Annotated in this window: 16 protein-coding genes and 2 pseudogenes; 10 read left to right on the top strand and 8 right to left on the bottom strand. The window is 64.6% G+C overall.

All coding sequences use genetic code 11. The features are described 5' to 3' along the window. Positions 1-284 (top strand): hypothetical protein (locus ABIE65_RS26875; protein WP_354081839.1); only part of this gene is annotated, 284 nt, incomplete at its 5' end. A 75-nt stretch (positions 285-359) separates the two neighbouring features. Here ABIE65_RS26875 and ABIE65_RS26880 read toward each other — a convergent pair. Together ABIE65_RS26880 and ABIE65_RS26885 are read right to left on the bottom strand one after the other, a co-directional pair. After that, entirely contained in the window at positions 360-767 is a 408-nt protein-coding gene (locus tag ABIE65_RS26880) for a hypothetical protein (RefSeq protein WP_354081840.1), read from the bottom strand. Next, complete coding sequence (locus tag ABIE65_RS26885; protein ID WP_354081841.1) at positions 767-1,243, bottom strand: hypothetical protein; 477 nt, start codon at positions 1,241-1,243, stop codon at positions 767-769. The genes ABIE65_RS26880 and ABIE65_RS26885 overlap by 1 nt, the downstream gene beginning before the upstream one ends. A 1,092-nt stretch (positions 1,244-2,335) precedes the next feature. Here ABIE65_RS26885 and ABIE65_RS26890 point away from each other — a divergent pair. Beyond that, positions 2,336-2,662: pseudogene (locus ABIE65_RS26890) on the top strand (nitronate monooxygenase); the annotation flags it as partial. Positions 2,663-2,676: 14 nt separating this feature from the next. Beyond that, entirely contained in the window at positions 2,677-3,090 is a 414-nt protein-coding gene (locus ABIE65_RS26895; RefSeq protein ID WP_354081854.1) for an SRPBCC family protein, read from the top strand. A gap of 96 nt (positions 3,091-3,186) precedes the next feature. On the opposite strand, the gene ABIE65_RS26900 is transcribed toward ABIE65_RS26895, so the two are convergent. From ABIE65_RS26900 to ABIE65_RS26915, 4 genes are all read right to left on the bottom strand, one after another. Beyond that, complete coding sequence (locus ABIE65_RS26900) at positions 3,187-4,212, bottom strand: eCIS core domain-containing protein (protein ID WP_354081842.1); 1,026 nt, start codon at positions 4,210-4,212, stop codon at positions 3,187-3,189. 562 nt (positions 4,213-4,774) lie between these two features. After that, positions 4,775-5,125 (bottom strand): response regulator, encoded by a 351-nt coding sequence (locus ABIE65_RS26905; protein WP_354081843.1) that lies wholly within the window; start codon positions 5,123-5,125, stop codon positions 4,775-4,777. Beyond that, positions 5,122-8,271 carry a chemotaxis protein CheB gene (locus ABIE65_RS26910; RefSeq protein ID WP_354081844.1) on the bottom strand — a complete coding sequence of 1,050 codons (3,150 nt, stop codon included), beginning with the start codon at positions 8,269-8,271 and terminating at the stop codon, positions 5,122-5,124. The genes ABIE65_RS26905 and ABIE65_RS26910 overlap by 4 nt, the downstream gene beginning before the upstream one ends. Before the next feature lie 265 nt (positions 8,272-8,536). Then, the gene (locus ABIE65_RS26915) at positions 8,537-8,800 is read right to left on the bottom strand and encodes a hypothetical protein (RefSeq protein WP_354081845.1); all 264 of its coding nucleotides are present in this window, start codon (positions 8,798-8,800) and stop codon (positions 8,537-8,539) included. A gap of 1,364 nt (positions 8,801-10,164) precedes the next feature. Here ABIE65_RS26915 and ABIE65_RS26925 point away from each other — a divergent pair. Both ABIE65_RS26925 and ABIE65_RS26930 read left to right on the top strand, forming a co-directional pair. Further along, the gene (locus tag ABIE65_RS26925) at positions 10,165-10,581 is read left to right on the top strand and encodes a response regulator (RefSeq protein ID WP_354081846.1); all 417 of its coding nucleotides are present in this window, start codon (positions 10,165-10,167) and stop codon (positions 10,579-10,581) included. A gap of 227 nt (positions 10,582-10,808) precedes the next feature. Next, positions 10,809-12,041 (top strand): sensor histidine kinase, encoded by a 1,233-nt coding sequence (locus tag ABIE65_RS26930; RefSeq protein ID WP_354081847.1) that lies wholly within the window; start codon positions 10,809-10,811, stop codon positions 12,039-12,041. 63 nt (positions 12,042-12,104) lie between these two features. Here ABIE65_RS26930 and ABIE65_RS26935 read toward each other — a convergent pair whose 3' ends face one another. Beyond that, on the bottom strand, positions 12,105-12,407 hold the full coding sequence (locus ABIE65_RS26935) for a hypothetical protein (protein ID WP_354081848.1): 303 nt from the start codon (positions 12,405-12,407) through the stop codon (positions 12,105-12,107). A 183-nt stretch (positions 12,408-12,590) separates the two neighbouring features. Between ABIE65_RS26935 and ABIE65_RS26940 the strand changes: the two genes are divergently transcribed. After that, a complete protein-coding gene (locus tag ABIE65_RS26940; protein ID WP_502918581.1) occupies positions 12,591-13,730 on the top strand; it encodes an HPP family protein in 1,140 nt (379 codons plus the stop codon). A 183-nt stretch (positions 13,731-13,913) separates the two neighbouring features. Continuing rightward, positions 13,914-14,156 (top strand): hypothetical protein, encoded by a 243-nt coding sequence (locus ABIE65_RS26945; protein ID WP_354081850.1) that lies wholly within the window; start codon positions 13,914-13,916, stop codon positions 14,154-14,156. On the opposite strand, the pseudogene ABIE65_RS26950 reads toward ABIE65_RS26945, so the two are convergent. Continuing rightward, positions 14,135-14,758: pseudogene (locus ABIE65_RS26950) on the bottom strand (transposase); the annotation flags it as partial. The gene ABIE65_RS26945 and the pseudogene ABIE65_RS26950 sit on opposite strands and share 22 nt — an antisense overlap. A gap of 165 nt (positions 14,759-14,923) precedes the next feature. Here ABIE65_RS26950 and ABIE65_RS26955 point away from each other — a divergent pair. From ABIE65_RS26955 to ABIE65_RS26965, 3 genes are all read left to right on the top strand, one after another. Continuing rightward, complete coding sequence (locus ABIE65_RS26955) at positions 14,924-16,768, top strand: PAS domain S-box protein (RefSeq protein ID WP_354081851.1); 1,845 nt, start codon at positions 14,924-14,926, stop codon at positions 16,766-16,768. 228 nt (positions 16,769-16,996) lie between these two features. Continuing rightward, positions 16,997-17,401, top strand: coding sequence for a response regulator (locus ABIE65_RS26960; protein WP_354081852.1), 405 nt, complete (start codon positions 16,997-16,999; stop codon positions 17,399-17,401). Positions 17,402-17,439: 38 nt separating this feature from the next. Further along, positions 17,440-21,390 (top strand): PAS domain-containing hybrid sensor histidine kinase/response regulator, encoded by a 3,951-nt coding sequence (locus tag ABIE65_RS26965; protein WP_354081853.1) that lies wholly within the window; start codon positions 17,440-17,442, stop codon positions 21,388-21,390. Positions 21,391-22,529 lie beyond the last annotated feature (1,139 nt).

Below are 22,529 nucleotides of genomic sequence, written 5' to 3' on the forward strand. Positions count from 1 at the left end.
CGATCGTGCAGGTCATTGCCGAGGTCAATGGTGATGCTACTCTTGGTATGCGGGCGCTCGGGCACCAGGTCTGCTCGCTTCATGGCTTCTCCTTCATGTTGTTCCGATATTTATGCGCGAGAGATCTGTCCGACCTCGATTTCAACGACTGCTCTGCCCTGCTGATGCTCCGGGGGAGGGGGATAAAACCGACCTGGGAAGGGCGCATCGTCGCATCGCAGCCGGTCGCGCAGAGAGCCCTCTCAAGCTTTGAAGTCCATCTGGACAGACTTCCGCGGACGTAGGAGCGAGACGCTGGAGATCGAGCGACCGTGCCCTGAAGACGAGGAGGCCGAGCTCCTCGAGGAAGTTGATCGTGGTCAACTTCGCCGGCCGCGGTGATGGCGAAGAAGCCTCGGTGGACGAAGTGCCAAGCTTGCAGATCCGGTACCATGTCGAGCCTGCGGCGTTGGTAGGATGGTCAAATAGCGGGCATCAATGCAGAAAGAGGCGACCGGCTCCGGTGGTGGCTCGATCATGCCCGCATGCCGAAGCTGAAATATCAGCGCCTCCGCCCTGCTTTCGAACTCGAAGGTCGCCTCTTCGAGATTGAACTGGATCGGAGCGCATCCGTACGCGTCCGTCCACGCTTGTCTCACCACCTCCAAAGGGTTGGTGAGGTCGGGGCCGCAGTCACCTGTGATCGCTCGCGCGACAAGCCGGGAAGCGGCGAGAGACATATTCGCCGGCGTCACGACACCGCAATCGGCAACCCTGATCAGGATCATCAGGATCCTGCCTGGTCGGAACCGCGGTCGGCCTCAGCCGGCGGGGATTGCGGGCCTTGGGAGTATGATTTTCCCTCACCCTCGTTGATGTTGCCGCGAGGCGCGCGGAAGTAGTTTTCGACCTTCTCATCAATCGCCAGGAGTGTACGTATGCGGTCGATGGGGCTGAGCCGATCGGGGATTTGACCGATCAGATGATCGCGAAACTCGCGCTGGAACCTGGCGAGCATGCGGGGCCGCCAGCGTTTCGTCCGGTGATCGATCGGATGGTACCGTTCCACCCACCGGTTCACCCACTGCCGGTCTGCGTCGATCGGCCGGCAGCACGAAACGCAATCCGGCTCGTCGCAGATCTTACGGAGATTGAACCCGGCAGGGAGCGGTCCGTGGCGGTCTTCAAAGAGGATCCGGCGCGCTTGAAATTTGTAACGAATGTTATCGCGTTGAAGAACGATGTTCGATGGTGGGTAAATCAAGTGCTCTCCTCGGATGATCGATCGACGGTGAATACGTGCGACGAGCTTTCCCCGCTCAGCCGCGGAGAGGTCTATCATTTTCTTTGCCCTGAATGCGGTGCATGTTCATAGTTACAATAACGCGCGGGATGAGTCGAAATAGAAAAAGTCGGGAAAAGCTCATCATCTGCCGCGCGAATGCGCCTTTTATCGTGTGCGGGCGTTAGCTATGGCAAAGTCAGGCCCCTATGCGGGACTATCGGCAAGCACCCCAAAAGCCATAGTAATTACTCATTCATAGCCAACGACTAAAAGCACCCCAAAACCCATAGTATCCTTCGGATACTACGAGCATTGAAATCCTTCCAGCCGCTGGCCCGAAGACGGGACCAGTTCCGCGTCAAAACCGGGTTGTCGCCAGTCGGTTCGGTCCTTCGTATCTGGTACCGTCCACGGCTTCGGCAGCCGCGGCTGCGCCGCGCCCGCCGGCACCGTCGAAATCGGTCATCGCGTCGCTCGCTCGCACCCGCTGCGCGGCTGCTCCCGAGCTTCCGCGATGGTCCGCTTGCGCGGGGATCTCGTTCCGAAATGGGCGCAGCCGCGCCCCTCGGTCGAAGACCAGGTGGCGATCCTGGAGCCTGAAGACGCTTCCAGCTTCGCAGCGTTCGAGGGCTTCTCATATCGGCCTGGAGTCGGCTCAGCAGCGCCGCCAGGCGCGTCGGGTAGGCTGTGGGGTCACCTCGGATCAGTTCGGCTCCCAGCGTGGCTCCCAGTGCGTCCTATCCGGATAGGAACCCGAAGGTTCGCGATCTATTTGAACGAGCAGCCCGCAACGTCGAGACCGGATCGTTTGAGCGCGCTGCATTCCCTCGGTCGATAGACGGTGCGAGCCGATAGGCGAGCAACCGTCTCAGTCACGAACGGACGCCCCGCCTCGAAATCCATCTGGCTCGCGTGTATCCAGGCCTCGTCATCTGGTCATCGCTGCACCTTGACCGTCACCTGGTCGAAGCCGACGGTAGCGACCGCTTCATCTGGCGGACCGCCGTTCGAGGCAACCCTCGGCGACCTCTTCGAGCGGAAGGTGTCACGCTGGCTGACCATGAAGGCGGCATGGGAGTCTATCCGGCTGACTTCATCGCGGCGATGAAGGCGCGCGGCATCCGCTGGTTCGCCACCGCCACCACGGTGGAGGAAGCGCGCGTGGCTGAACGGGCCGGCGCCGACGTCATCGTCGCCCAGGGGATGGAGGTGGGGGGCCATCGCGGTGCCTTTGAAGCGGCCTCGGCCGAGGCGGCAATGGTCGGCCTGTTCGCTCTTCTGCCGGCGATCGTCGACGCCGTGTCCGTGCCGGTAGTCGCCACGGGCGGCATCGCCGACGCGCGCGGCGTGGCCGCGGCACTGCTGCTCGGCGCCTCGGCCGTACAGATCGGCACCGGCTTCTCCACCGCGTCATCGCCGCCAAGCCGAAGAAGGTCTATCGGGCGTTTCTCGAACCGGATGCTGTTGCCAGCTGGCTTCCGCCGTTCGGCTTCACCTGCACGGTTCACGAACTGGAGGCCAGGGTGGGCGGGCGGCACAGAATGTCGTTCCGGAACTTCACCACCGGCGACAGCCATTCCTTCGGCGGCGAGTACCTGGAACTCGTGCCGGGCGAGCGGCTGATCTACACCGACAGGTTCGACGACGCCAACCTGCCCGGCGAGATGAAGGTGACCGTGACGTTGAAGGCCGTGTCGGTCGGCACGGAGATGACCGTCGTCCAGGAGGGCATCCCGGATCTGATACCGCCCGAGGCCTGCTACCTCGGCTGGCAGGAAAGCCTGCGGAAGCTGGCGAAGCTCGTGGAGCCCGAAATCAACCAGTAGCGTGGGGCTATAGGCGAGGCGGCCCGCGCAGATGCTTGAAGGTCATGCGTCTGCCGCGGTGTGTTTGATGTCGTGCTCCTGCGTCGGAGCATCATGCTATTCACGAGACGGCGGGGGGCCGCAGGCGGCGGAGCGCTTCGCGGCTTCCTCACAGCTTCGTCGAGCCCGTTCACAGGTCGCCTGCGCTGCTTCATCGTCACCGAGTTCGTCAGCGATCCGGCAGATCCGGCCTGCATTGTCGCAAATGGCATCGGTCAGTGTCTGGATTTCGACACACACCTCAGCGGACGGCGGCATTGGCTCCGGAGGCTGAACTTGTGGTGTCGGAGCTGGCGTCTCGGGAACCCGCTCCTGGACCGGCTGCTGATCCTCTCCCTCGGATCCGGCAGCGTCCGTGTCCCAACGGCGCGTGACCACATCGCCCTTCGGGTGCACCCACCACTCATGCACCGAGTCACGTTGTGCCAGACGGTAGCCGCGACCGGTCAGCTTCCGTGGCGTCACCCAGTCTATTCCCGGTCCATAGTAGTAGTTCACAGACTTGGCGCGCTTCTTCTGCTCCGTCGTCGCCTTGAAGGTGCCGGCGAACTCGGTGCCGTACCGCGCCGCGATCGCCAGCACGATCAGCATCCGCTCTGTGCCGTCGAGCATGGGCCAAGCCCGTAGCGCCTGATCCGGCCACTTGGCCAGTTCGTCAAGATCGAAGCCCTTCGGCTGATCTGTGCCGGACGTCTTCTTGAATTGCAGCACACCGTGCCCGGGGCCGGCGCCCGCCCTCGGACCATGCAGCAGATCCACGGCAGATCGACCATGAACAACCCTGGTCGCTACCGCGTCGGCATGTCGCTCCTGTGCGGCCTCGCTCCCGATACTTTCGATGCCCGCACGTTGCTGTACGACGTGCGCAGCCTCGTGCGCGGCCAGATGCAGGCTCGGCGATCCACGGAAGACAATGTGGCGACCGAACGTGAAGGCCTGCGCTTCCAGCGTCTCTGCGGCGAAGTCGGCGGTAGGGCCGAGCTGAGCTTGAACATCGCCGAGATCGTGCTCCGCCCCGAACGCACTTTGGATCCTCTCCAAATACGGCAATGGCCGCGCCGAATGTGCGAAGACCTCCTGCACGGCCTGCCTATGCGAATGCGCCGTCCCCGGACTACACGAGGAACACCGTCCGCCGCATGCGCAGGGACGGGGTGATCTCGGGCCGGGAGAGAGCGATCTTTTAACCGTTCCGGCAGGCTCAGTGAGCGAGGCGAGCACTGCCTGATTCCCGGTGGAACGTGGCGCTGGCCGAGCGAGGCTCCCCTCGTCGTTGGCGTGGTTGCCTGTTTCAGATGCGGTTACCGGATGGCTGGTCTTGCTGGTCGTTTGCCTGCTCGCCAGACGCTCGGGCCGGGCCGGGACCAACGCACTGACTGCTGCGTAGGACATGGCGACACCGTTGCCTAACTGCCGCTCCATTGGAGAATGCTGCGCCTGTTCATGGCGCAACGTCAACGGCGCACCGTTGGCGGCGCATGCTGGAGACGGGCGTGCACGCGACCATCGACGAGATCGCTGCGGCGGAGCGGATAAGGCCATCCTACGCGAGCCGGGTGCTGCGCCTGACGCACTGAAGATCTCGATTTACCGCCTGCGGCACAGCCGTTTCGCGAGAAAGATACACAGCTCGAAGCCGCTCTAGTTACCTTAGCAGCTTGAGAATGCAGTCGACGATCTGGCGCCCCTGGAACGGCTTGGCCAGGATCGTCGTCCCGCGATATTCGCGCGGCAGCTGACCCGTGACGTAGCCGGTGAGGAAGAGGAAGGGGATATCCCGCGCGGCGAGGGCATCGGCCACGGGGAAGACCTTGGCGCCCGCGAGATTTACGTCGAGCACCGCGGCGTCGAGCGCCTCGGTCTCCGCGGCAGCGACGGCCTTATCAACGCGGCTGAACGGTCCCACCGGCGTCAGGCCACCGTCGCTCAGCGCCGCTTCGAGGCTGATCGCGATCAGCACTTCGTCTTCCACGATGAGGATCCGCTTGCCCGTCATTTCGCCTCGTCCCCAAGAGGAAGCCAGATGACATCACTCGTCAGCGGCAGTGTTATCCGGACAACGAGGCCGGGCGGCTCGTAGGCATAGTCGACGTCTCCGTCGAGCTCGAACCCGATGCTGCGCTTCACCAGCTGCGTGCCGAATCCGGGCCGCTCCGGCGGCGTCGCCGGCGGGCCGTCGCGCTCGCTCCATACGATGAGGAGCGTCCCGCTCGGGCCGTCTGGCGCACTCCACTCGATGTGAACGCTGCCACCGGCGACGGAGAGGCTGCCGTGCTTGACGGCGTTGGTGCAGAGTTCGTGCACGACCAACCCGAGCGAAAGAGCCGCTCGCGGCGCCAGCATGACGCCGGGGCCGTTGAAATGGATGTGCTTCGGGTCGCTGTCGTAGGGATCGAGTTCGGCAATCAGCAGATCGCGGAGCGACACCGCCGACCACTGCACCTCGGCCACCAGGGTGTAGGTGGCGGCCAGAGCGTTCAGGCGCCCCTGGAACGATTGATCGAAGTCCTCCAGCGACTCGGCCCGGCGCAGCGTCTGCGAGGCGAGCGACGAGATGACCGTCATCATATTCTTCACGCGGTGGTTCAGCTCGGCCACCAGAAGGCGCTGCTGCTCCTCCGCCTGAACGACGCTGGTCACGTTCATGAAGGTGACGAGCACGCCGTCGACGGCATTGTCGTCCTTCCGGTAGGGCAGGATACGCATGAGGTAGTGGGCATCGCCGTCGAGACGACGCACCTCGCGCTCGACCGGTTGCGCCGTGTCCAGCACCTCGCGGATGTCGCGGCGCAGCTGCTCGTAGTCGAGCCGGCTGGAGATGTCGGTGATCGGCCGGCCGCGGTCGGACGGGATCAGCCTGAACACCTCCGTCACCGCGGGCGTGAAGCTGCGGATCAGCATGTTGCGGTCGAGGAAGATCGTCGGGATCCGGGTGCTCTCGAACAGGTTGCGCAGGTCGGCGTTGGCAGTATCGAGCGCGTCGACCTTCTGTTCCAGCTCCAGGTTGACCGTGTGCAGTTCCTCGTTGAGCGACTGCAGCTCCTCCTTTGAGGTCTCCATCTCCTCGTTGGTCGACTGGACCTCCTCGTTCACCGAGAGGAGTTCCTCGTTCGCCGACTTCAGCTCCTCCAGCGAGGTCTCGTATTCCTCGAAGGTCGTCTGTAGGCGCTCGCGGGTGCTGCGCAGCTCCCGCTCCAAGGCCGTCACGGGATCCAAATGATCGAGGGTGCCCGACTGCTTGCTCTCGTCGTCTCCCTGCACCTTCGGCGGACCGGCATCCTGAAAGACGACCAGGTAGAGCGGATCGGCTTCGATGTCGTGCAGCGGCTCGACGGTCAGCCGGATGTGCTGGACGCCGCCTTCGAACTCCACCTCCACGTCGGGCTTGGTGGCGGAGCGCTGCGTCTCCATCGCATCGGCCAGGGCAGCCCGCAGTTCAAGCCGCAGGCTGCGCCGCGCCATTGTAACGAGCTGTCGGTTCGGCGCCCCGACCGCGGCCTCCAGGAACTTTCCGGTGCGCGAGGAGAAGCTGACCACGTCGCCGTTGCCGTCGACCACGACATGCGGCGGCGCAAACCGCTCCAGCACCCGCCGTTCGATCAGCCGCGTCGACAGCTGCGAGGTTGATTCGACCGCCCGCGTCCCGGGTCGCAGCCGCTGCATGGGGCCGGTCGGCGTCGCGAGCATTGCACCGGGATAGCTGGCGGCGCCGTCGCGGCGCTTGAACACGCGCTGCGTCTTGTCGACCTGAGCGAAGAGCTGCGAATTGTGGCTGATGTTCTCCGAGTTGCCGAGGAACAGGTAGCCGCCGGGCCGCAGCGCGTAGTGGAAGATCGGGAAGACCTGGTCCTGCAGCCCGCCACCCAGGTAGATCAACAGGTTGCGGCAGGAGATCATGTCCAGGCGCGAGAAGGGCGGATCGCGGATCAGGCTGTGCGCCGAGAAGACGCAGAGGTCGCGGATCTCCTTGACCGGCGTGAAGATGCCGTCGCCGGTGAAGAACCGCTGCCGCCGTTCCGGCGAGACGCCGCTCATCATCGCCTCCGGATAGCGCCCGCTTCGCCCGACCGCCAATGCCGCCTCGTCGATGTCCGTCGCAAACACCTGCACCCGCGGCACCACCTTCAGCGTGTCCATGTGCTCGCGCAGCAGGATGGCGATCGAGTAGGCCTCCTCGCCGGTCGAGCAGCCGGGCACCCAGACGCGTAGCGTGTCCGAGGCGCCCTTGCCCTCGAACAGCTTCGGCACGACCAAGTTCGCCAGCGCTTCGAACGCGCCCTCGTCGCGGAAGAAGCTGGTTACGCCGATCAGCAGGTCGCGGAAGAGGTTCGCGACCTCCCCCTCCTCCTGCTGCAGCAGCTCGACATAGGCCTCGAGCTCGGTCACCTGCAGCACCTTCATGCGCCGCTCGACCCGCCGCATGAAGGTCTTCAGCTTGTAGCCGCTGAAGTCGTGCCCGGTCTGGTGGCGCAGCAGGCCGTAGATCCGCTCCTGCGCCTCGCGCAGCACCTGGCGCTCGTTCGAATGACGTTCCGCCTCCAGGGCCGTCTCCAGCGACACCCGGCTGTTGACGTATTCAACCAGTTTGGGCCCGATCTGCTCGGCCGGCAGGACGATGTCGACGAAGCCGGTCGCTACGGCGCTGTCGGGCATCTCGGAGTAGGCCGGCCGCGAGCCGTCGCTGCCCTGCGCCACGGTGAGGCCGCCGGCCTCCTTGATCGCCTTCACGCCCAGCGCGCCGTCGCTGCCGCCGCCGGACATGACCACACAGATCGCCTGATCGCCGAGATCCTCGGCCAGCGAGCCGAAGAAGATGTCGATCGGGTGGCGCTCGCGCTGGGTCGGGTTCGGCGGCCGCAGGTGGATCGCGCCGCCCTTGAGCGTCAGGATCCGATTGGCCGGGATGACGTAGATGTGGTTCGGCGCGACCGCCTCGCCGTCTTCCGCCAGCGTCACCGGCACCGGCGCCGAGTAGCCGATCACCTCTGGCAGGTGGCTCACTCGGTCCGGAGACAGGTGCGTGACGACGACGAACGCCATCCCTGAACTGGCCGGGATATGGCGAAAGAACTTCTCGAAGGCCTCGATGCCGCCCGCAGACGCCCCGATGCCGACGATCGGGAAATCGGCGGACTCGCTCATTTAGGTCATCTCCTTACGGTGCTGCCGGATGAAGTCCTGGATTTGCTCCACGGGTCGTAGCACGCTCTGACAATGAACTATCGTCGCCAAGGGTTCCGAAAGCCATGGGCGGCTCAGAGTTGCCCGGAGCATTACCTCGTCGCATTCACCTCGTCTTCACCCGCCTCGGGCTGATCATCCAGCGCCCGTCTCTAGCGGGGCTCGCCGCCGGCGCCGGACGTCGGCGAGGTAATTCCCGACAGATGGCAGGCGCCAGAGTTGCCGATCAAGAGGCTGGTCGGGCCATTCCCAGTGGAGTGGGTGAAGCAGCGTCCGATGTGCCGGCCAGGCGCGCGAAAAGCTGACTGCCCGCGCAGATAGAGGAAATCTCCGCTTCGATCTCCTCGCATCCGACGTCTGGTACCGCCTCGAACACGTACAGATAGACGATCAGTGCGCTGGCCGCGCTTTTTGCGCCGAACCTGATGGCCTTCTCCGCCCCCTGGTATATCGAGGCTCTGATCAGGTCGCGACGGGTGTTGTCGGCCATGGCTCTCGCTCCTGAGTATGAGGCATGCGCGCGGCGAAGCCCAGCGTGCGGTTTCCATCGCTGGCGCGCTACTGATCGGGAGGGACGACATGAACCTCGTACACCGCCCATCCGTGGAACGAAAACAGATAGTCACCACCGCGCCTCCGTTCGGTAAGCTTGGCTTTGATGCGAAACCGGCTACCGACACCATACCGCGATGTGTCGGAAAGGGTCTTCGAGCATTCCACCTGGAGATGAGGCGGAAAGGCTCCGCCTTTCACAGGCCGGATTAAGACAGGGCCGTTGCGGCCGGATTTGTCTCTCAGTACGTAGCTCTCGACCTCGATCCAGTGGTACGGCTCGTCTCGCGTTGCCATGGCGTCGCCTACTTCCTCACCGCACCCCTGGCCCGCGGCCGCCGTTCGCTGCAATGAATTCGACGCCGGCCGATCCCAAGGCGGTGCGGATGGCGGCGAGATGGCCGGCTTCAGATATTCCCCATACTCCAGCCTGGATACTGTCTGTGTTGAGACGTTAGCCATACCCGCCAGCTCCCGAACTCCAAGACCGAGTGCGACGCGCGCCATACGGCACTGAACGGGAAGCGGCACTGTCGCAACTCCGATGTGACTGCTTCTCTGACCAGGAATGTTAGCGGTGCTATGAACTGGGCCGCAAGCAACGCGCGGGAGGCGCAGAGACATCGGCCGCGGCCCGACGATAACCCGCAGTTGCCTCAACGCCCGGGTTATCGAGGAGACTTCCTCCGGCGCATCGCCGTGGGGTGCCCAGGAAGACGCTGGCGAGATGGTGGCGGCAGACTGTCAATGCGCCGGCTCGATCCGAGGCGCCCTCGGTTGCCAATATGTTCTTCGAAAGTACGGAGCTTCGGCGGCAGTAAAATGACGTCAGATCAGTGGCTTACGAGTTCCGTACCAAATGGCCGAAGTCATGAGGTTCGGAGAGAACCGCCCAGAGAGAGAGGAAAACACCCTGGGGCGGAGCCGCGTAGTCATGAGCTTTCGGCCGAAACGGCGCAGTTCTGCGCGCTTTTCGGGTCCACACCCGGTGGCGGAGAGAGTCGCGCCGGGGCGCATTGGCGGAGGGAGAGGGACGGGGATCCAACCTTCTCCGCGCCCGAATGGCTGCAGACGACTTCCGTTCGGCGGCGATGTGCTAATGCGGACGGAAGCGAGCTTGGCAGCGGCGGCTGATGCCGCCCGTATCTCGAAATGGAACCGCACTTCGCAGCAGCCGTAGACAGCTCCAGACGTCATACCCATCCGTCTCAGGGGGCGGGGATACCAGATTTTCGGTAACCCCGGCGCCGGCGCCGGCAGACGCCCGTCCGGTTCGCGCGAAGCCGCCTGAGAGAGCACCCGATGAAGGTTCTATTGGTCGAGGACGAATTCCTCATCGCCTTGACGATGGAAACGACGTTGAGCGACGCCGGCTATACCGTTCTCGGGCCAGTCGCGACCGTTGCGCGTGCCCTGGAACTGGCCAGACAAGACATCCCCGACCTGGCCCTCGTGGATATCAACGTGCGGGACGGCGGCAGTGGCATTGAGCTGGCCCGCGAGATGCACAGCCGTTGGATGGTGCCGGTGCTTTTCGTGAGCGGGCAGCGCATGGACGCGCTGGCCAACCGGGACGTTGCGTTGGGCTTCATAGGAAAGCCATTCGAGGCCGCCGCCATGCTCGCCGGGGTGAGGGTCGTTCAGCATCTTCTGGAAAAGCGCCCGCCGCCGCCGCCGGAGAGTCCGCGGGCGCTGGAGCTATTTGGACAGCTTGGCTAGTTCGGTTCGCTTCTCCCCGCGTGGGCCGCTCCTGCTGCTGCGCTGCCTAGTAGGGCAGCGGAGCCCTGTTCGGGCTTGTGCGAAACGTGCAATGTGGCGATCTTCCGCCTTGCGCATCCGCCAGCGCATGGGAGTTCCGCGCACGCGATCGAGCGGCTGTTCGTTGTAGAAGCCCTGCGGTTTTGAGTTGTCAGCATCCCTGGTGCTGCCAGACACGAAAGAAGAACATGCCGCGACACGGCAAAGGGCCTTCGGCCGCCGCTCCGGAGCAGGGCGGCACTGCTGCAGAGGAACTGGCTTACCGCCTGCGGCAACAGGAACTCGCGGCAGAGTATGGGCGCTTCGCGCTTCAGACCCATGACAGGGCAACGCTCCTCCAGGAGGCGACACGCGTCTGCGCGCTCGGGCTCCAGAGCGAGCTTTGCAAGGTGCTGCAGTACCTGCCCCAGGAACATCAGTTCGTCGTATGCGCTGGCGTCGGTTGGCGCCCCGGGATTATCGGCCAGGCGCGGACGGGAGCGGACACAGAGAGCCCGGCCGGCTACGCCTTCCAGACAGGGCAGCCGGTGATCTCGAACCATCTGGAAGGCGAGCAGCGCTTCCGCACACCCGCAATCCTCGCCGAACATGGCGTCAAGCGTGCGATCAACGTGCTCATTCAGGGGGACAGCGAGCGCTTCGGCGTGTTGGAGGTCGACAGCCCGACCGAGGGCCGGTTCACCGAAGCCGACCTGGCTTTCATGCAAAGTTTCGCCAACCTTCTCGGTGCGGCCATCGAGCGCCAGCGGATTGAGGAAGCGTTGCTGGAGAGTGAGCTTCGCTTGCATCGAACGCTGGCGCACCAGGAGGTGCTCACGCAGGAAATCAGCCACCGCGTGAAGAACAGCCTCATGCTGGTGGCGAGCCTCCTGCACATGCAGGGGCGCATGTCGGACAGCCCCGACCTGAGGAGCGCCCTGGACGATGCGGAAACGCGCGTTCGGACCATTGCGCAGCTGCATGACCGGCTGTGGCGCACGCATGAGGTTCATACGGTCGATCTGGCGGAATTCCTGGCCGAGCTGTGCGAGCGTCTCGGCTGCTCGGCTGGGCCGGAGCAGAGCCTCAGCCAGGACTTCGTACCGGTTATCATCGCAACCGATCAGGCCGTGCCCGTAGCGTTGCTCGTCAACGAGCTGGTGACGAACGCTTTCAAATACGCCTATCCGGGGAGAGGTGGAGAGGTGCGCGTGTCGGTACGACCTGCCGCGGGAGGGCAGATCAGGATAGAGGTGTGCGACCGCGGTGTGGGCCTACCGCGGGAGTCCGATGGGGGGGCCTCGACGAGCCTCGGTATGAAGCTGATCGCCACTCTCGGCAGTCAGCTCGGTGGCACGGCCGAATGGCAGGATGCGCGACCCGGCACCCGGTACGTGCTGAATTTCTTTCCCCAAGAAGCTCCCGCGTCACAGGATTGCTGAACGCGGCGCGGACCGCACTTTTCGGGCTGGACGGTAGGCAGGGTGCCACGAGCGTTGGATTGTTCAGCCCCACGCGACGGTCAGCCAGCGCGCCAGAGGACCCCAGAACAGACTGGCGTTCGGCGCGCAGTGCCAGATCGCGACCAGTATCCAGACCGGGTAGGCCGCCGAGCCCAGGATAAGCGCTTGCTGAAAGGCCAATTGTCCTGCATCCAGCGCAGTTGCGTGCAGGATGGCGAGAGCCATGCTCATCGCAACGCCAAATCCCCAGAAGACGGTCGACAGGGCCATCCGCCCCTGCCACGCGCGCAGTTCAGGAGCAAAGAACAATGAGAACAGAGATTTCCTGGACACGTCTGGCGTCATGGCCGACGCTCTCGGACCAAGTGTAACCAGGTGCGACGCGAGTTGAAAGACAATCCGGCGTCACCCGCGGAGCCACTATTGATCTCGGCGGATCGGACGGGCGCCTCACGGCCGCACGCGCTGCTGCGCGCGCCACGGGCACGGGTGCGGCTACGCAGAACCCTGCGCGCACTCGGTCCAGCCATGTCCCGCCCGACATGGCGCGAGGCGATGCGCGCCGCGCTGGGAGCGGGTCTGGGGCTTGCCCTCTGCGGTGCGATCCTGGTCGTAGCGGGGGCCTGGGTCGACGCAGCACATGGTCTGCTGCTGATCGCGCCGCTCGGGGCGACGGCATTCCTGGTCTTTGCCGTCCCGAACTCGCCGCTCGCGCAGCCCTGGTCTTCCATCGCCGGGAACGGCGCCTCAGCCTTCATCGCCGTCAGCGTCCTGCATCTGGGTTTGCCGATCGAAGTGGCAGCGGGCCTGTCCGTCTTTGGCGCCATGGCGGCGATGGCGGTCCTGCGCGCCATGCACCCTCCGGGCGCGGCGGTCGCGCTGGCGACGACGTTGTCCGATCCGCTCTCGGGCGGTGCTGGCTACGGCTTTGTGCTCGCGCCGGTCCTGCTCGACACGGTGCTGCTGGTGGCCATCGCCGTGGCGTACAACCGGCTGACGGGGCGGCGCTATCCGTTCCGCCAGCCGGCATCCTCGGGAACCTATGCGACCGCCGACCCCGCGCCGGAACGGCGGCTGGGCCTGAGCGCGGACGACCTGTCCGCCGTGCTCGACCGGTTCAACCTAAGCGCCAACATCGGCGCCGAGGATTTCGGCCGCATTCTGGCCGCCGCCGAGGCCGAGGCCGCCCGACGCCACTTCGACGACCTGATCTGCGGCGCGGTCATGTCGCGCGATCTGATCACGATCGCACCCGACACCCGTCTCGGCATTGTCGCCGATCTGTTTCGACGGCACAGGTTCAAGACCCTGCCCGTCGTGGACGGCGACGGCGCCTTACGCGGCATCATCACCCAGAACGATTTGATCCAGCGCGCGCGTCTCGACTCGGTCCGCGGCGGCATGGGTTTCGCCGGAGCCCTGACCCGCCTTGCCGGGCGCGGCCGCGACCGGCGCCTACGCGCCCGCAATATCATGACCACCGACTTGCGCACAGTCGGTCCCGCCGACGGTATCGGCGTGCTGGTCCGGCTGCTGGCCGATGGCGGCGTGCAGGCCGCACCTGTCATGGAAGGCCCGCGCCTGGTGGGCATCGTGACGCGGTCGGACCTGATCGCCGTGCTGGCGCGACAGACGCTTCTTGTGGGCGCCCTGCACAAGGCCGCCTGAAACTGCGACTGCTCCGCTGCCGGCTCACAACACAGCCATTCCGCCATCGCGCAACTGGCGGTTTGAACATCCCGTCCCGCAGGCGGTGGCCGGTGGCCCGGAAGTGCAGCATGCTATGCAACCGCGCAACACGCCCTCCGTCGCATGCCCGCTTCTATTCCGGTGTGCCGATCCGGAGCCCACGTGGTCATGCGATCGGGTCACTCTGCATTCTCGACCACGCGTCGCTCGGATTTCTCTGCCGAGGACCGTGCCAACCCGGTCGATCTTGCGGCCTTGATCGTCGATGCCATGGAACTGCGGTTCGCGCATCGAAGACGCGTCGAGCAGGCGCAGAACTTCCGGCAGATCGCAAACGCGATACCTGGGATGATCTGGACGACGCGCCCGGAAGGAGGGTGCGACTACGTCAACAAGACATGGTGACGGGGGTCTACCGGTGGATCCTCGACACCGGCAAACCGCGCTTTGACATCGGCGGTCCCTTCCCGCAGGTTGTAGGCGGCGGCCGCGAAGGTGAAGGCTAGGTCGACGCGCGCGCGGCCGCGGAACCGCGCCTTGCGCAGGCAGGCGACCGTCTTGATCCAGCCGAAGGCCTCCTCGATCCGCTTGCGGATGGCGCTGGCTCATCGCATAGCCGGCATGTCGGGTGGTGCGGCCGTCGATCGCCGAGCGCCGGCCGCTGGTGTTCTGCGCGACGTGCGGGCGCACTTTCATCTCGCGCAACTTCATCACGAAGTCCTTGGTGTCGTATCCCTTGTCGGCGCCCAGCGTGATCGCCCGCGGCCGTTCCCGGGAGCCCTCGGCTTGAAGCTCTTGAGCGAGGCCCAGGCCTCGATCAGCGTGCCGTCGACCGAGAGGTGCTCGCTCGACAGCAACCGCCTGACCCGCGGCTGTGCCAACACCGCCGCCAGGAATCGCGCGGCAATGTCGCCCTCCAGCAGCCGGTCGCGGTTCTTGGAGAAGGTCGAGTGGTCCCACACCGTATCGTCCACGCCGAGCCCGACGAACCAACGGAACAGCAGGTCGGCTTGATTGCCCTGACAAGCAGTGCCGAACAATAATAATTTTCGGATAATCAAATATTTAAGACATCAGTTACCGCTGGGCTCGATGCTCCGCAAAAAATTAACGGCTTTGTGAGCAACGTGAGCGCCCGGGTACATCAAACCGAACCGGTCTCGACAATATCGGTGCTGCTGATCGGCCTGCCGCAGGCTACACAGGATGCGATCGTCCGGCTGCTCGCGCGGACGGAGCACGCACGCTTCACGGTGGCGCGCGTGAGCGGCGACGACGTCGGCCGCCATGCCGGGGCGCAGGCCATTCTCGTCCATGCTGCGAACCCGGCCGCAGTCGTCGAGGATGTCCAGCGATACGCCGCCGCCGTGCCGTCGGCGGTGATCCTGGTGATGGGGCCGCCCTGCGACCCCGCCGCCGCCCTGAGCGTCATCCGGGCGGGTGCCGAGGACTATCTGGTCGACCAGCCGGGCACTGTCGCCGCACTGCCGCGCATCTTCAGCTATGCGGTCGAACGGCGGGCGATGACGGCGCGGATGCGGCGCCTGTCGGACCAGCGCCGCGACGTCGAGGTGCTGCTCTCCGCCGCGTTCGAACTCTCGGCGACGCCGATGGCGCTGTCGAACGAGAACGGCAGCCTCGTCATCGTCAACCACGCCTTCACCAGGCTGTTCGGCTGGACGGCGGCCGAGGCGACCGGACGGGTGCTGGGCCGGGATCTGCTGGACGGCGTCGGCGATCCGCAGGATCCGCCGGTGGGGCCCTGCGCGCTGCGCCATCGCAGCGGATTCGAGGTGGTGGCCTCCATCCGCCGCACCACGCCCCCCATGGAGGAGAGAGCGGTCGTCGTCTGGGCCTTCGTCCCGGAGCAGAACCCTCCCGCAGCGCAGGCCGCCGAGCCGGGCCCCAACCTCGCCGACCTCGTCGGCGGGGATCCGACGCGGCTGAACGCCGGCAAGATCCAGATCGTCTGTCTGGCGGAGATCCGCGAGGCGTTCGGCGAGCGATGGGAGCGGTGGGCGGAGCGGGTGTACGACCTGGCCGACCAGACGATCCGCAAGCGGCTGTCGCCGCAGGACGTGATCGTGCGCGACAAGGACGGCGCCTTCATCGTCTGCTTCGCGCATCTCGATGCGCAGAGCGCCTGGCTCAAGGCCCAGGCGCTGCAGCAGGAGATCGCCCGCCAGCTGTTCGGCGAGGCCGGCGGCCAGGACATGGGCGAGATCGTCGTGGAGACCCACGAGGTCGACATCTCCCCCGAGGAGGCCGCCACCGACGACATCGCCGGCCTGATCAGCATGAAGCTGACCCGCGAGGCCGAGCGCCTGCGGCTCGAGCAGACGCGCGTCCTCGCCGAGACGTTCCATCAGGCGCGGTTGGAGATGCGCGCCATCCTGACCGAGACCGGCCCATCGCCGTTGGTGATTGCCAGCCTCGACGACGGGAGCCGGATGACGCTGGACCGCCTGCGGCTGGCGGTTGGCAACGAGCCGCGGCTGATCGCCGAGATCGACCTGACGCTGCTCGGCCGCGTGGCTATCGCGATGCCCGACCTCCTGGCGCGCCGTCCGGACATGCTGATCGTCGTGACCCTGAACGCCTCGACCCTGCAGTATCGCTACCTGCGCGACCGCCTGTACGGCGTCTGCCGCCAGATGCCGGAGACCTATCGCCGCGCACTCATCTTGCGGATCGTGAACCTGCCGGCCGACATCCTGCCGGCACGGGTGACCGAACTGCTCTCGCCGCTACGGGCGCTGTCGCGCGTCCGGATCCTCGAACTGCGCCGCATCCAGCAGGCCAGCCTGCCGCTGCGCGACTGCGGCGTCTCGATGGTGGATGTCGACTACGGCATGCTGCTCGCCTACTCCGCCCAGGTTCCGGACCAGATGCAGACGTTCCTGACGGCCCTGCGGGCGGCCCAGACCCATCTCATCGCCACCGATGTCCCCGTCTCGGAGAAGGCGGCGGCAATCAGGCTGGGAGCGCGCTTCGTCATTCCCACCGCTTCCCCATGATGGTGCCGATGCGGCGATGCTCTGTTGATGGCGATGGCCTTCCTCGAACGCTCCCTTGCGGATCCGTTCCTCTGGCGTGGCAGGCGCTCACTTTTACTTACTGCCAGGCGCACCCATCACTCTGCGCCATATACGGCCAGCGCGACGAGGTACCATTCGATCGCGCGAGCCGCGAAAAACCGGCTCATCGGGCGGTGCTGAATGGCTAGCCACAATCAAGACGAGTAATTGGAGGAACAGCTTACAGTGGGGCAAATCCTGATCGTCGATGATAATCCACTTCTGCGAGAGACGCTTAAGGCTGTCCTAGAGGTGAATGGCTTCAACGCAAGCGCTTGTGAGGATGGCAAACGTGCATTGACGGCGATCCGGTTAACCGCGTTCGACGCGGTCATCGTCGACATCTTCATGCCCGATGAGGACGGCATTGGTTTTGTCCTGCAGGCGCGGGCTCAGGGTTTTGCGGCCCCGATCATCGCTGTCTCTGGGGGACGTTGTGACGGTAGCGTCGATTTCCTCAGCATTGCCTTGAAGCTGGGAGCGAACGCCGTTCTCCCAAAACCTTTTCGGCCGCAAGATATCCTGCAGGTTCTGCGCCGAGAGGTTGATCGATCTGCACATGAGCAGGAATGAATGACTCGCCGCAGCACAGCGGGCCCGGAGGGATGACCATGCGCGGACCGACCAACCTATCCTGTTCGGCCATAGATGCCTTTGAGGCGTTATCTTTTCCGGTCTGGTTGTTTTCGTCCGAGACGCTTCAGATTCTGGCGTCGAACCAAGCCGCGCAGACTTGGCTGGGCTACGATGGGGATACCCTCCGGTCGATGACGATTGCCGATCTGCGCGCTGAAGCCGATCGGACACGGATCGTCGATCAGGTCCGGCACTTCGACGGGACTGTGACCGACGCTGGGACCTGGACCGTCGTCGCAAAGTCCGGCGATCGCTACACAGCGGCGTTTAACTGGCACAAAGTCGTGTTCGACGGAACCGATGCGGTCGTCGCCAGCGTCCGCGACATGACGCAGGTCGCCCGGGCCGAGGCAAAAGCCGAATCACTAAAATATCAGGTGGAGTTGCTGCGCCGCGAAGTCACGGTATCTCAGGAGCATTTATCCAGCCTTTTTGATGCAATGCCCGGCAAGATCCTAGTCGTTACGCCGGACGAGTACAAAATAGTCGCGGTGACGGACGATTATGCGCAGGCCGTTATGGTGGAGCGCAATGCGCTTCTGGGTCGACCGCTGTTCGAGGTCTTCCCAGACGATCCGAATGAACCCGAGGCTGACGGAGTGACCAATCTGCGGGCATCGCTGCAGCGCGTTGCGGCATTGCGCGTGACCGATGTGATGAACATCCAGCGCTATCCAGTCCGTGGATCCGACGGAGTTTTTCAGGAGCGCTTTTGGCTTCCGCGGAACAAGCCGGTGTTCGACCGGGCGGGGAACCTCATCTACCTCATCCACCGGGTGGAGGACGTGACCGAGTTGCTTGCCGAGGCCGGTTCAGTCACCAACGGCACCGTTGAAGGGGGTGGAGCTGAGCCCGACGGCGTGCTGCAAGCCGCCGAGCTGCGCGGCGCACTGCTGACCTTGCGGGAACGCGAGACGCGCCTGGGAACCGTAGCAAGGCTGCTGGATCTCGGCTCATGGGAGTACGATCTTGAACGGGGGTCGCTCAGTTGGTCGAACCGGATTTTCGATATGTACGGGGTGCCGCCTCATCGAGGAGCACCGAGTTTCGACGGTTACGTCGCGATGGTCCATCCCGACGATCAGCCGGAGATGCTGTCGACCCACCAGCATTTCATCGACACCGGCGCGCCGGAGATCGAGTTCCAGCATCGGATTATACGGGCTGACGGCAGTGTCGCGCACATCCGGGGCGTTGGAGCGCGGCATCGCGTTGAAGGCCGTGAAATCGTCATCGGCGTCGCACAGGACATTACCCGCTTCAGGGAGGCCGAAGAGCGCCTCAGGGAGGCGGCACGCCGGCAGGAGATTGCGGGATACATGGCGCGGCTGGGAAGCTGGCGCGTCGATCTCAATCCGACGCGCCTGACTTGGAGCCCCGAGACGGCGGCAATCCACGAAGAGCCCGAAGGTACTTCGCCCTCGCTGGAACAGGCGATTAACTATTATGCGCCCGAACATCGCGCACGGATAGGGACCGTCTTCCAGGCTTGTGTGCAAACCGGCCAGCCGTTCGACGAGGTGCTGCAGATCGTCACCGCGAAAGGCAACCGCGTCTGGGTGCGCGCAATCGGTGAGGCGGTGCGCGACGATCAGGGCGGCATCGTCGCCGTAGAGGGCGCGTTTCAGGACATCTCCGAACTGATCGCCGCGCGCAGCGAGTCCGAGGACCTCTCAAGGCGTCTGCGTGAGACGCTGGAAAACATCGGCGATGCCTTCTTTCTGCTGGATGACGAATGGCGCTTTTCGTTCCTGAATGGCCAGGGCGAAAAGCTGCTCAGGCGCCGCCGCGAGGATCTGTTGGGCAAGGTCGTCTGGGAAGAATTCCCCGAAGCCGTCGGCAGCACCTTCCAGCGGGAATACGAGCGGGCCGTCGTGAGCGGTCGATCCGTCCGTTTTCGCGAGTTCTTCCCGCCGCTTGCGACCTGGTTCGAAGTTCATGCAGATCCTACGCCTGAAGGACTTGCGATCTATTTTCGCGACGTCACCCAGGAACAGGCCCGCCAGGAACAGTTGCGGTTGCTGGAGGCGGCGGTGTCGCGCCAGGGCGATATCCTGCTCATCACCGAAGCGGGGTCTATTGACGGGCCTGACGGTCCGAGAATCGTCTATGTCAACGACGCATACGAACGACGCACGGGCTACAGCCGCGACGAGGTGATCGGCAAATCGCCCCGGATCCTGCAGGGCCCGAAGACCGACCGCACAGAGCTCGATCGGATCCGGCAGGCGCTGGAGACGTGGAGTCCGGTGCGCAGCGAACTCATCAACTACACCAAGTCGGGGGAGGAGTTCTGGATCGAGCTCGACATCGTGCCGCTGGCCGATGAAACCGGCCGGTACACGCACTGGGTCTCGGTAGAGCGCGACGTCACCGACCGCAAGCGCGCCGAGGAAGAGATCCGCGTCAATCAGGAACGGTTCCGCCTTGTGGCCAAGGCCACGAACGACGTCGTTTGGGATTGGGACCTGACCGCCGGCACGATCTGGTGGAACGAGGGCCTTCAGTCGCTCTTCGGGTACGATCTGGCGGAGATCGTGCACGGCATCGAATCCTGGATGAAGCACATCCATCCGGATGATAAAGATCGCATTCTGGAGAGCGTCGACGCCGCGATAGCAGGCACCGCCACTACCTGGGCGGAGGAATACCGTTTCCTGCATGCCGACGGCCATCCGGTGACAGTCATGGACCGGGGCTTCGTCATCCGCAATGCGGAGGGGAAGGCCGTACGGATGTTGGGCAGCATGATCGATGTCTCGGGCCAACGGGACATGGAAAGCCGGCTGCGCCAAGCCCAGAAGCTTGAGGCGGTGGGCCAGCTAACCGGCGGTGTGGCGCATGATTTCAACAACCTGCTGACCGTCATACTGGGCAACGCCGAGATTCTGTCGGACGAGTTGAGCGAGCAGCAGCAGCTGCGCGTGCTCGCCGACATGACCGCCACCGCCGCCGAACGCGCGGCCGAACTGACCTCGCGGCTTCTGGCCTTCTCGCGAAAGCAGGCGCTGCAGCCCCGGGTGCTGGATGTGAGCACCCTCATTCACGGCCTGGAAGGCCTGCTGCGGCGCAGCCTGCCCGAAAACATCGACATCCAGATCGTCCGCGCCGGCGGCCTCTGGCAGGCGGAGATCGACCCGAGCCAGCTGGAGTCGGCTGTGCTCAACCTCGTGCTCAACGCCCGCGACGCGATGCCGGACGGCGGCCACCTCACTATCGAGATGGCCAATGCAGCACTTGACGACGACTATGTGGGCAGCGAACAGGATCTGGCGTCCGGGCAATATGTGATGATCGCCGTCACCGATACCGGCCATGGGATTCCGCCTGCCGTTCTGGGACGAGTTTTCGAGCCCTTCTTCACCACCAAGGAGGTGGGCAAGGGCTCGGGCTTGGGCTTGAGTATGGTCTATGGCTTCGTCAAGCAATCGGGCGGCCATATTCGCATATATTCCGAGCCGGACGAAGGCACCGTGGTGAAGCTCTATTTCCCGCGGGCATGTAGTAAGGATGACCAAGTGCGACTGGATAATGCGTGCAGGATGATCATTGGCGGTACCGAGACCATCCTGGTCGTCGAGGACGATCAGTTGGTCCGCGGACACCTCAGCGCGCGCCTCGTCGGCTTGGGGTATCAGGTCGTCGCGGCTGAGACAGGGCCGCGGGCACTCGAGATCCTGAAACAGATGCCCGGCCTCGATCTGCTGCTCACCGATATTGTCCTGCCCGGCGGCATGAACGGGCGCGAGCTTGCCGATACGGCTCGGGCCATGCGGCCGGAGCTGAAAGTTCTCTTTACTTCCGGTTACTCGGAGAACGCCATAATCCATCACGGTCGGCTCGACCCCGGGGTCGAACTGCTCGGGAAGCCGTACCGCCGCGAGCAGCTTGCCGCGAAGGTCCGCAAGGTCCTGGACGAAGTTTAGGTGTGCCTCCGGAGTGAACTGGTGCGGGTGGATCTTGAAGATTGATGGGCCTTGGGTCCAGATATCGCAGATGACCCTGTAGGTCTGGCTTCCGCTTCTGGAGAAAGGGCGGGCGCCGGAACACCACCCGCGGCTCCCTCCAGGCTCATGGGGCGGTGCCTGCCTGCGGAGACTGTGCGGGACTGAGAAGGTAAGGTGCGTCTCTGGGGCCGCGTCACCATGTACTCCGGCATCATCGATGTGGTGTCCCCCCAGATCCGGCAATCTGCGCCCGACAAGCCCGCCGTGTTGATGCTATGCTCGAAGCGATCGCGCGGATGGCTGAGCATACGCGCCTGGGCGAGTAGCGGTCGGCATTGGCACGCCACGCCCAGCTGGTACGCGCCGCCGGTGAACGGAAAATGGGCGCACCAGAGACCACAAAGGTTTAACTCGACAGCTACAAACGCGGCGATCGATCCCCTGAAGCAAGCCGGGCGGACGGACGAGCGCCACTCACTGGGGCTCGTCCGGGAGGTCACGGCGACAACGGACGTTTGGCCGGCTTGACGCGACGGCGAGGCCACAGGAGCTCTTCGCGGAGGCGATCGGGCCGGCGTTGGCGGTTCGGCATTCGAGTTGGGTCCCTCGCAAGGTCAAGGGCTTGGCTCGAAGACCACGAGCCTCATGTGGCGTCGCCGGCAGCGAGCACGATCGGGTCCGCGCGACCTGCCAACGGCGTAGCCTTCCGTGAGCTGGTAGCCAGTCTATTCGCGCCTGAGAGGGCCGACGGCTCGTCAGCGCCAGCTCTACCGCTACACGCACCTGCTCCACTGCGGTGCGCCGCCTGTCCACTTGGGTGGCCACATCTCAGCCATGGAATGAGGCCCTTAGCATGACAGCGGGTCGAGGCTCTCCTTCATGAGCTGCACGGGCAGGCTAATACCAACGGCCGAATCGTCTGACTCGCGAGGGGATTCCCATCGGTGTCGGGATCTGATTGAAGAGTGGCGAGGGAGGACTCGCCATGGCTTCGAGCGTGCAGCTTCGGGACGATTACGATGCCGGCGGGCTTCGGGCGCTCGCCAAGCGCTGTAGCGATCCGCGCCAGGTCCGGCGTCTTCTGGCACTGGCGGCGGTCTACGCCGGGAAGAGCCGCG

The organism is Constrictibacter sp. MBR-5, assembly GCF_040549485.1.
GTDB lineage: Bacteria > Pseudomonadota > Alphaproteobacteria > JAJUGE01 > JAJUGE01 > Constrictibacter.

Coding starts and splice junctions, on each gene's coding strand:
- ABIE65_RS26915 (WP_354081845.1), bottom strand. CDS start 8,800: ATGGCCGACAACACCCGTCGCGACCTGATCAGAGCCTCGATATACCAG.
- ABIE65_RS26905 (WP_354081843.1), bottom strand. CDS start 5,125: ATGACGGGCAAGCGGATCCTCATCGTGGAAGACGAAGTGCTGATCGCG.
- ABIE65_RS26940 (WP_502918581.1), top strand. CDS start 12,591: ATGTCCCGCCCGACATGGCGCGAGGCGATGCGCGCCGCGCTGGGAGCG.
- ABIE65_RS26880 (WP_354081840.1), bottom strand. CDS start 767: ATGATCCTGATCAGGGTTGCCGATTGCGGTGTCGTGACGCCGGCGAAT.
- ABIE65_RS26935 (WP_354081848.1), bottom strand. CDS start 12,407: ATGACGCCAGACGTGTCCAGGAAATCTCTGTTCTCATTGTTCTTTGCT.
- ABIE65_RS26925 (WP_354081846.1), top strand. CDS start 10,165: ATGAAGGTTCTATTGGTCGAGGACGAATTCCTCATCGCCTTGACGATG.
- ABIE65_RS26930 (WP_354081847.1), top strand. CDS start 10,809: ATGCCGCGACACGGCAAAGGGCCTTCGGCCGCCGCTCCGGAGCAGGGC.
- ABIE65_RS26965 (WP_354081853.1), top strand. CDS start 17,440: ATGCGCGGACCGACCAACCTATCCTGTTCGGCCATAGATGCCTTTGAG.
- ABIE65_RS26910 (WP_354081844.1), bottom strand. CDS start 8,271: ATGAGCGAGTCCGCCGATTTCCCGATCGTCGGCATCGGGGCGTCTGCG.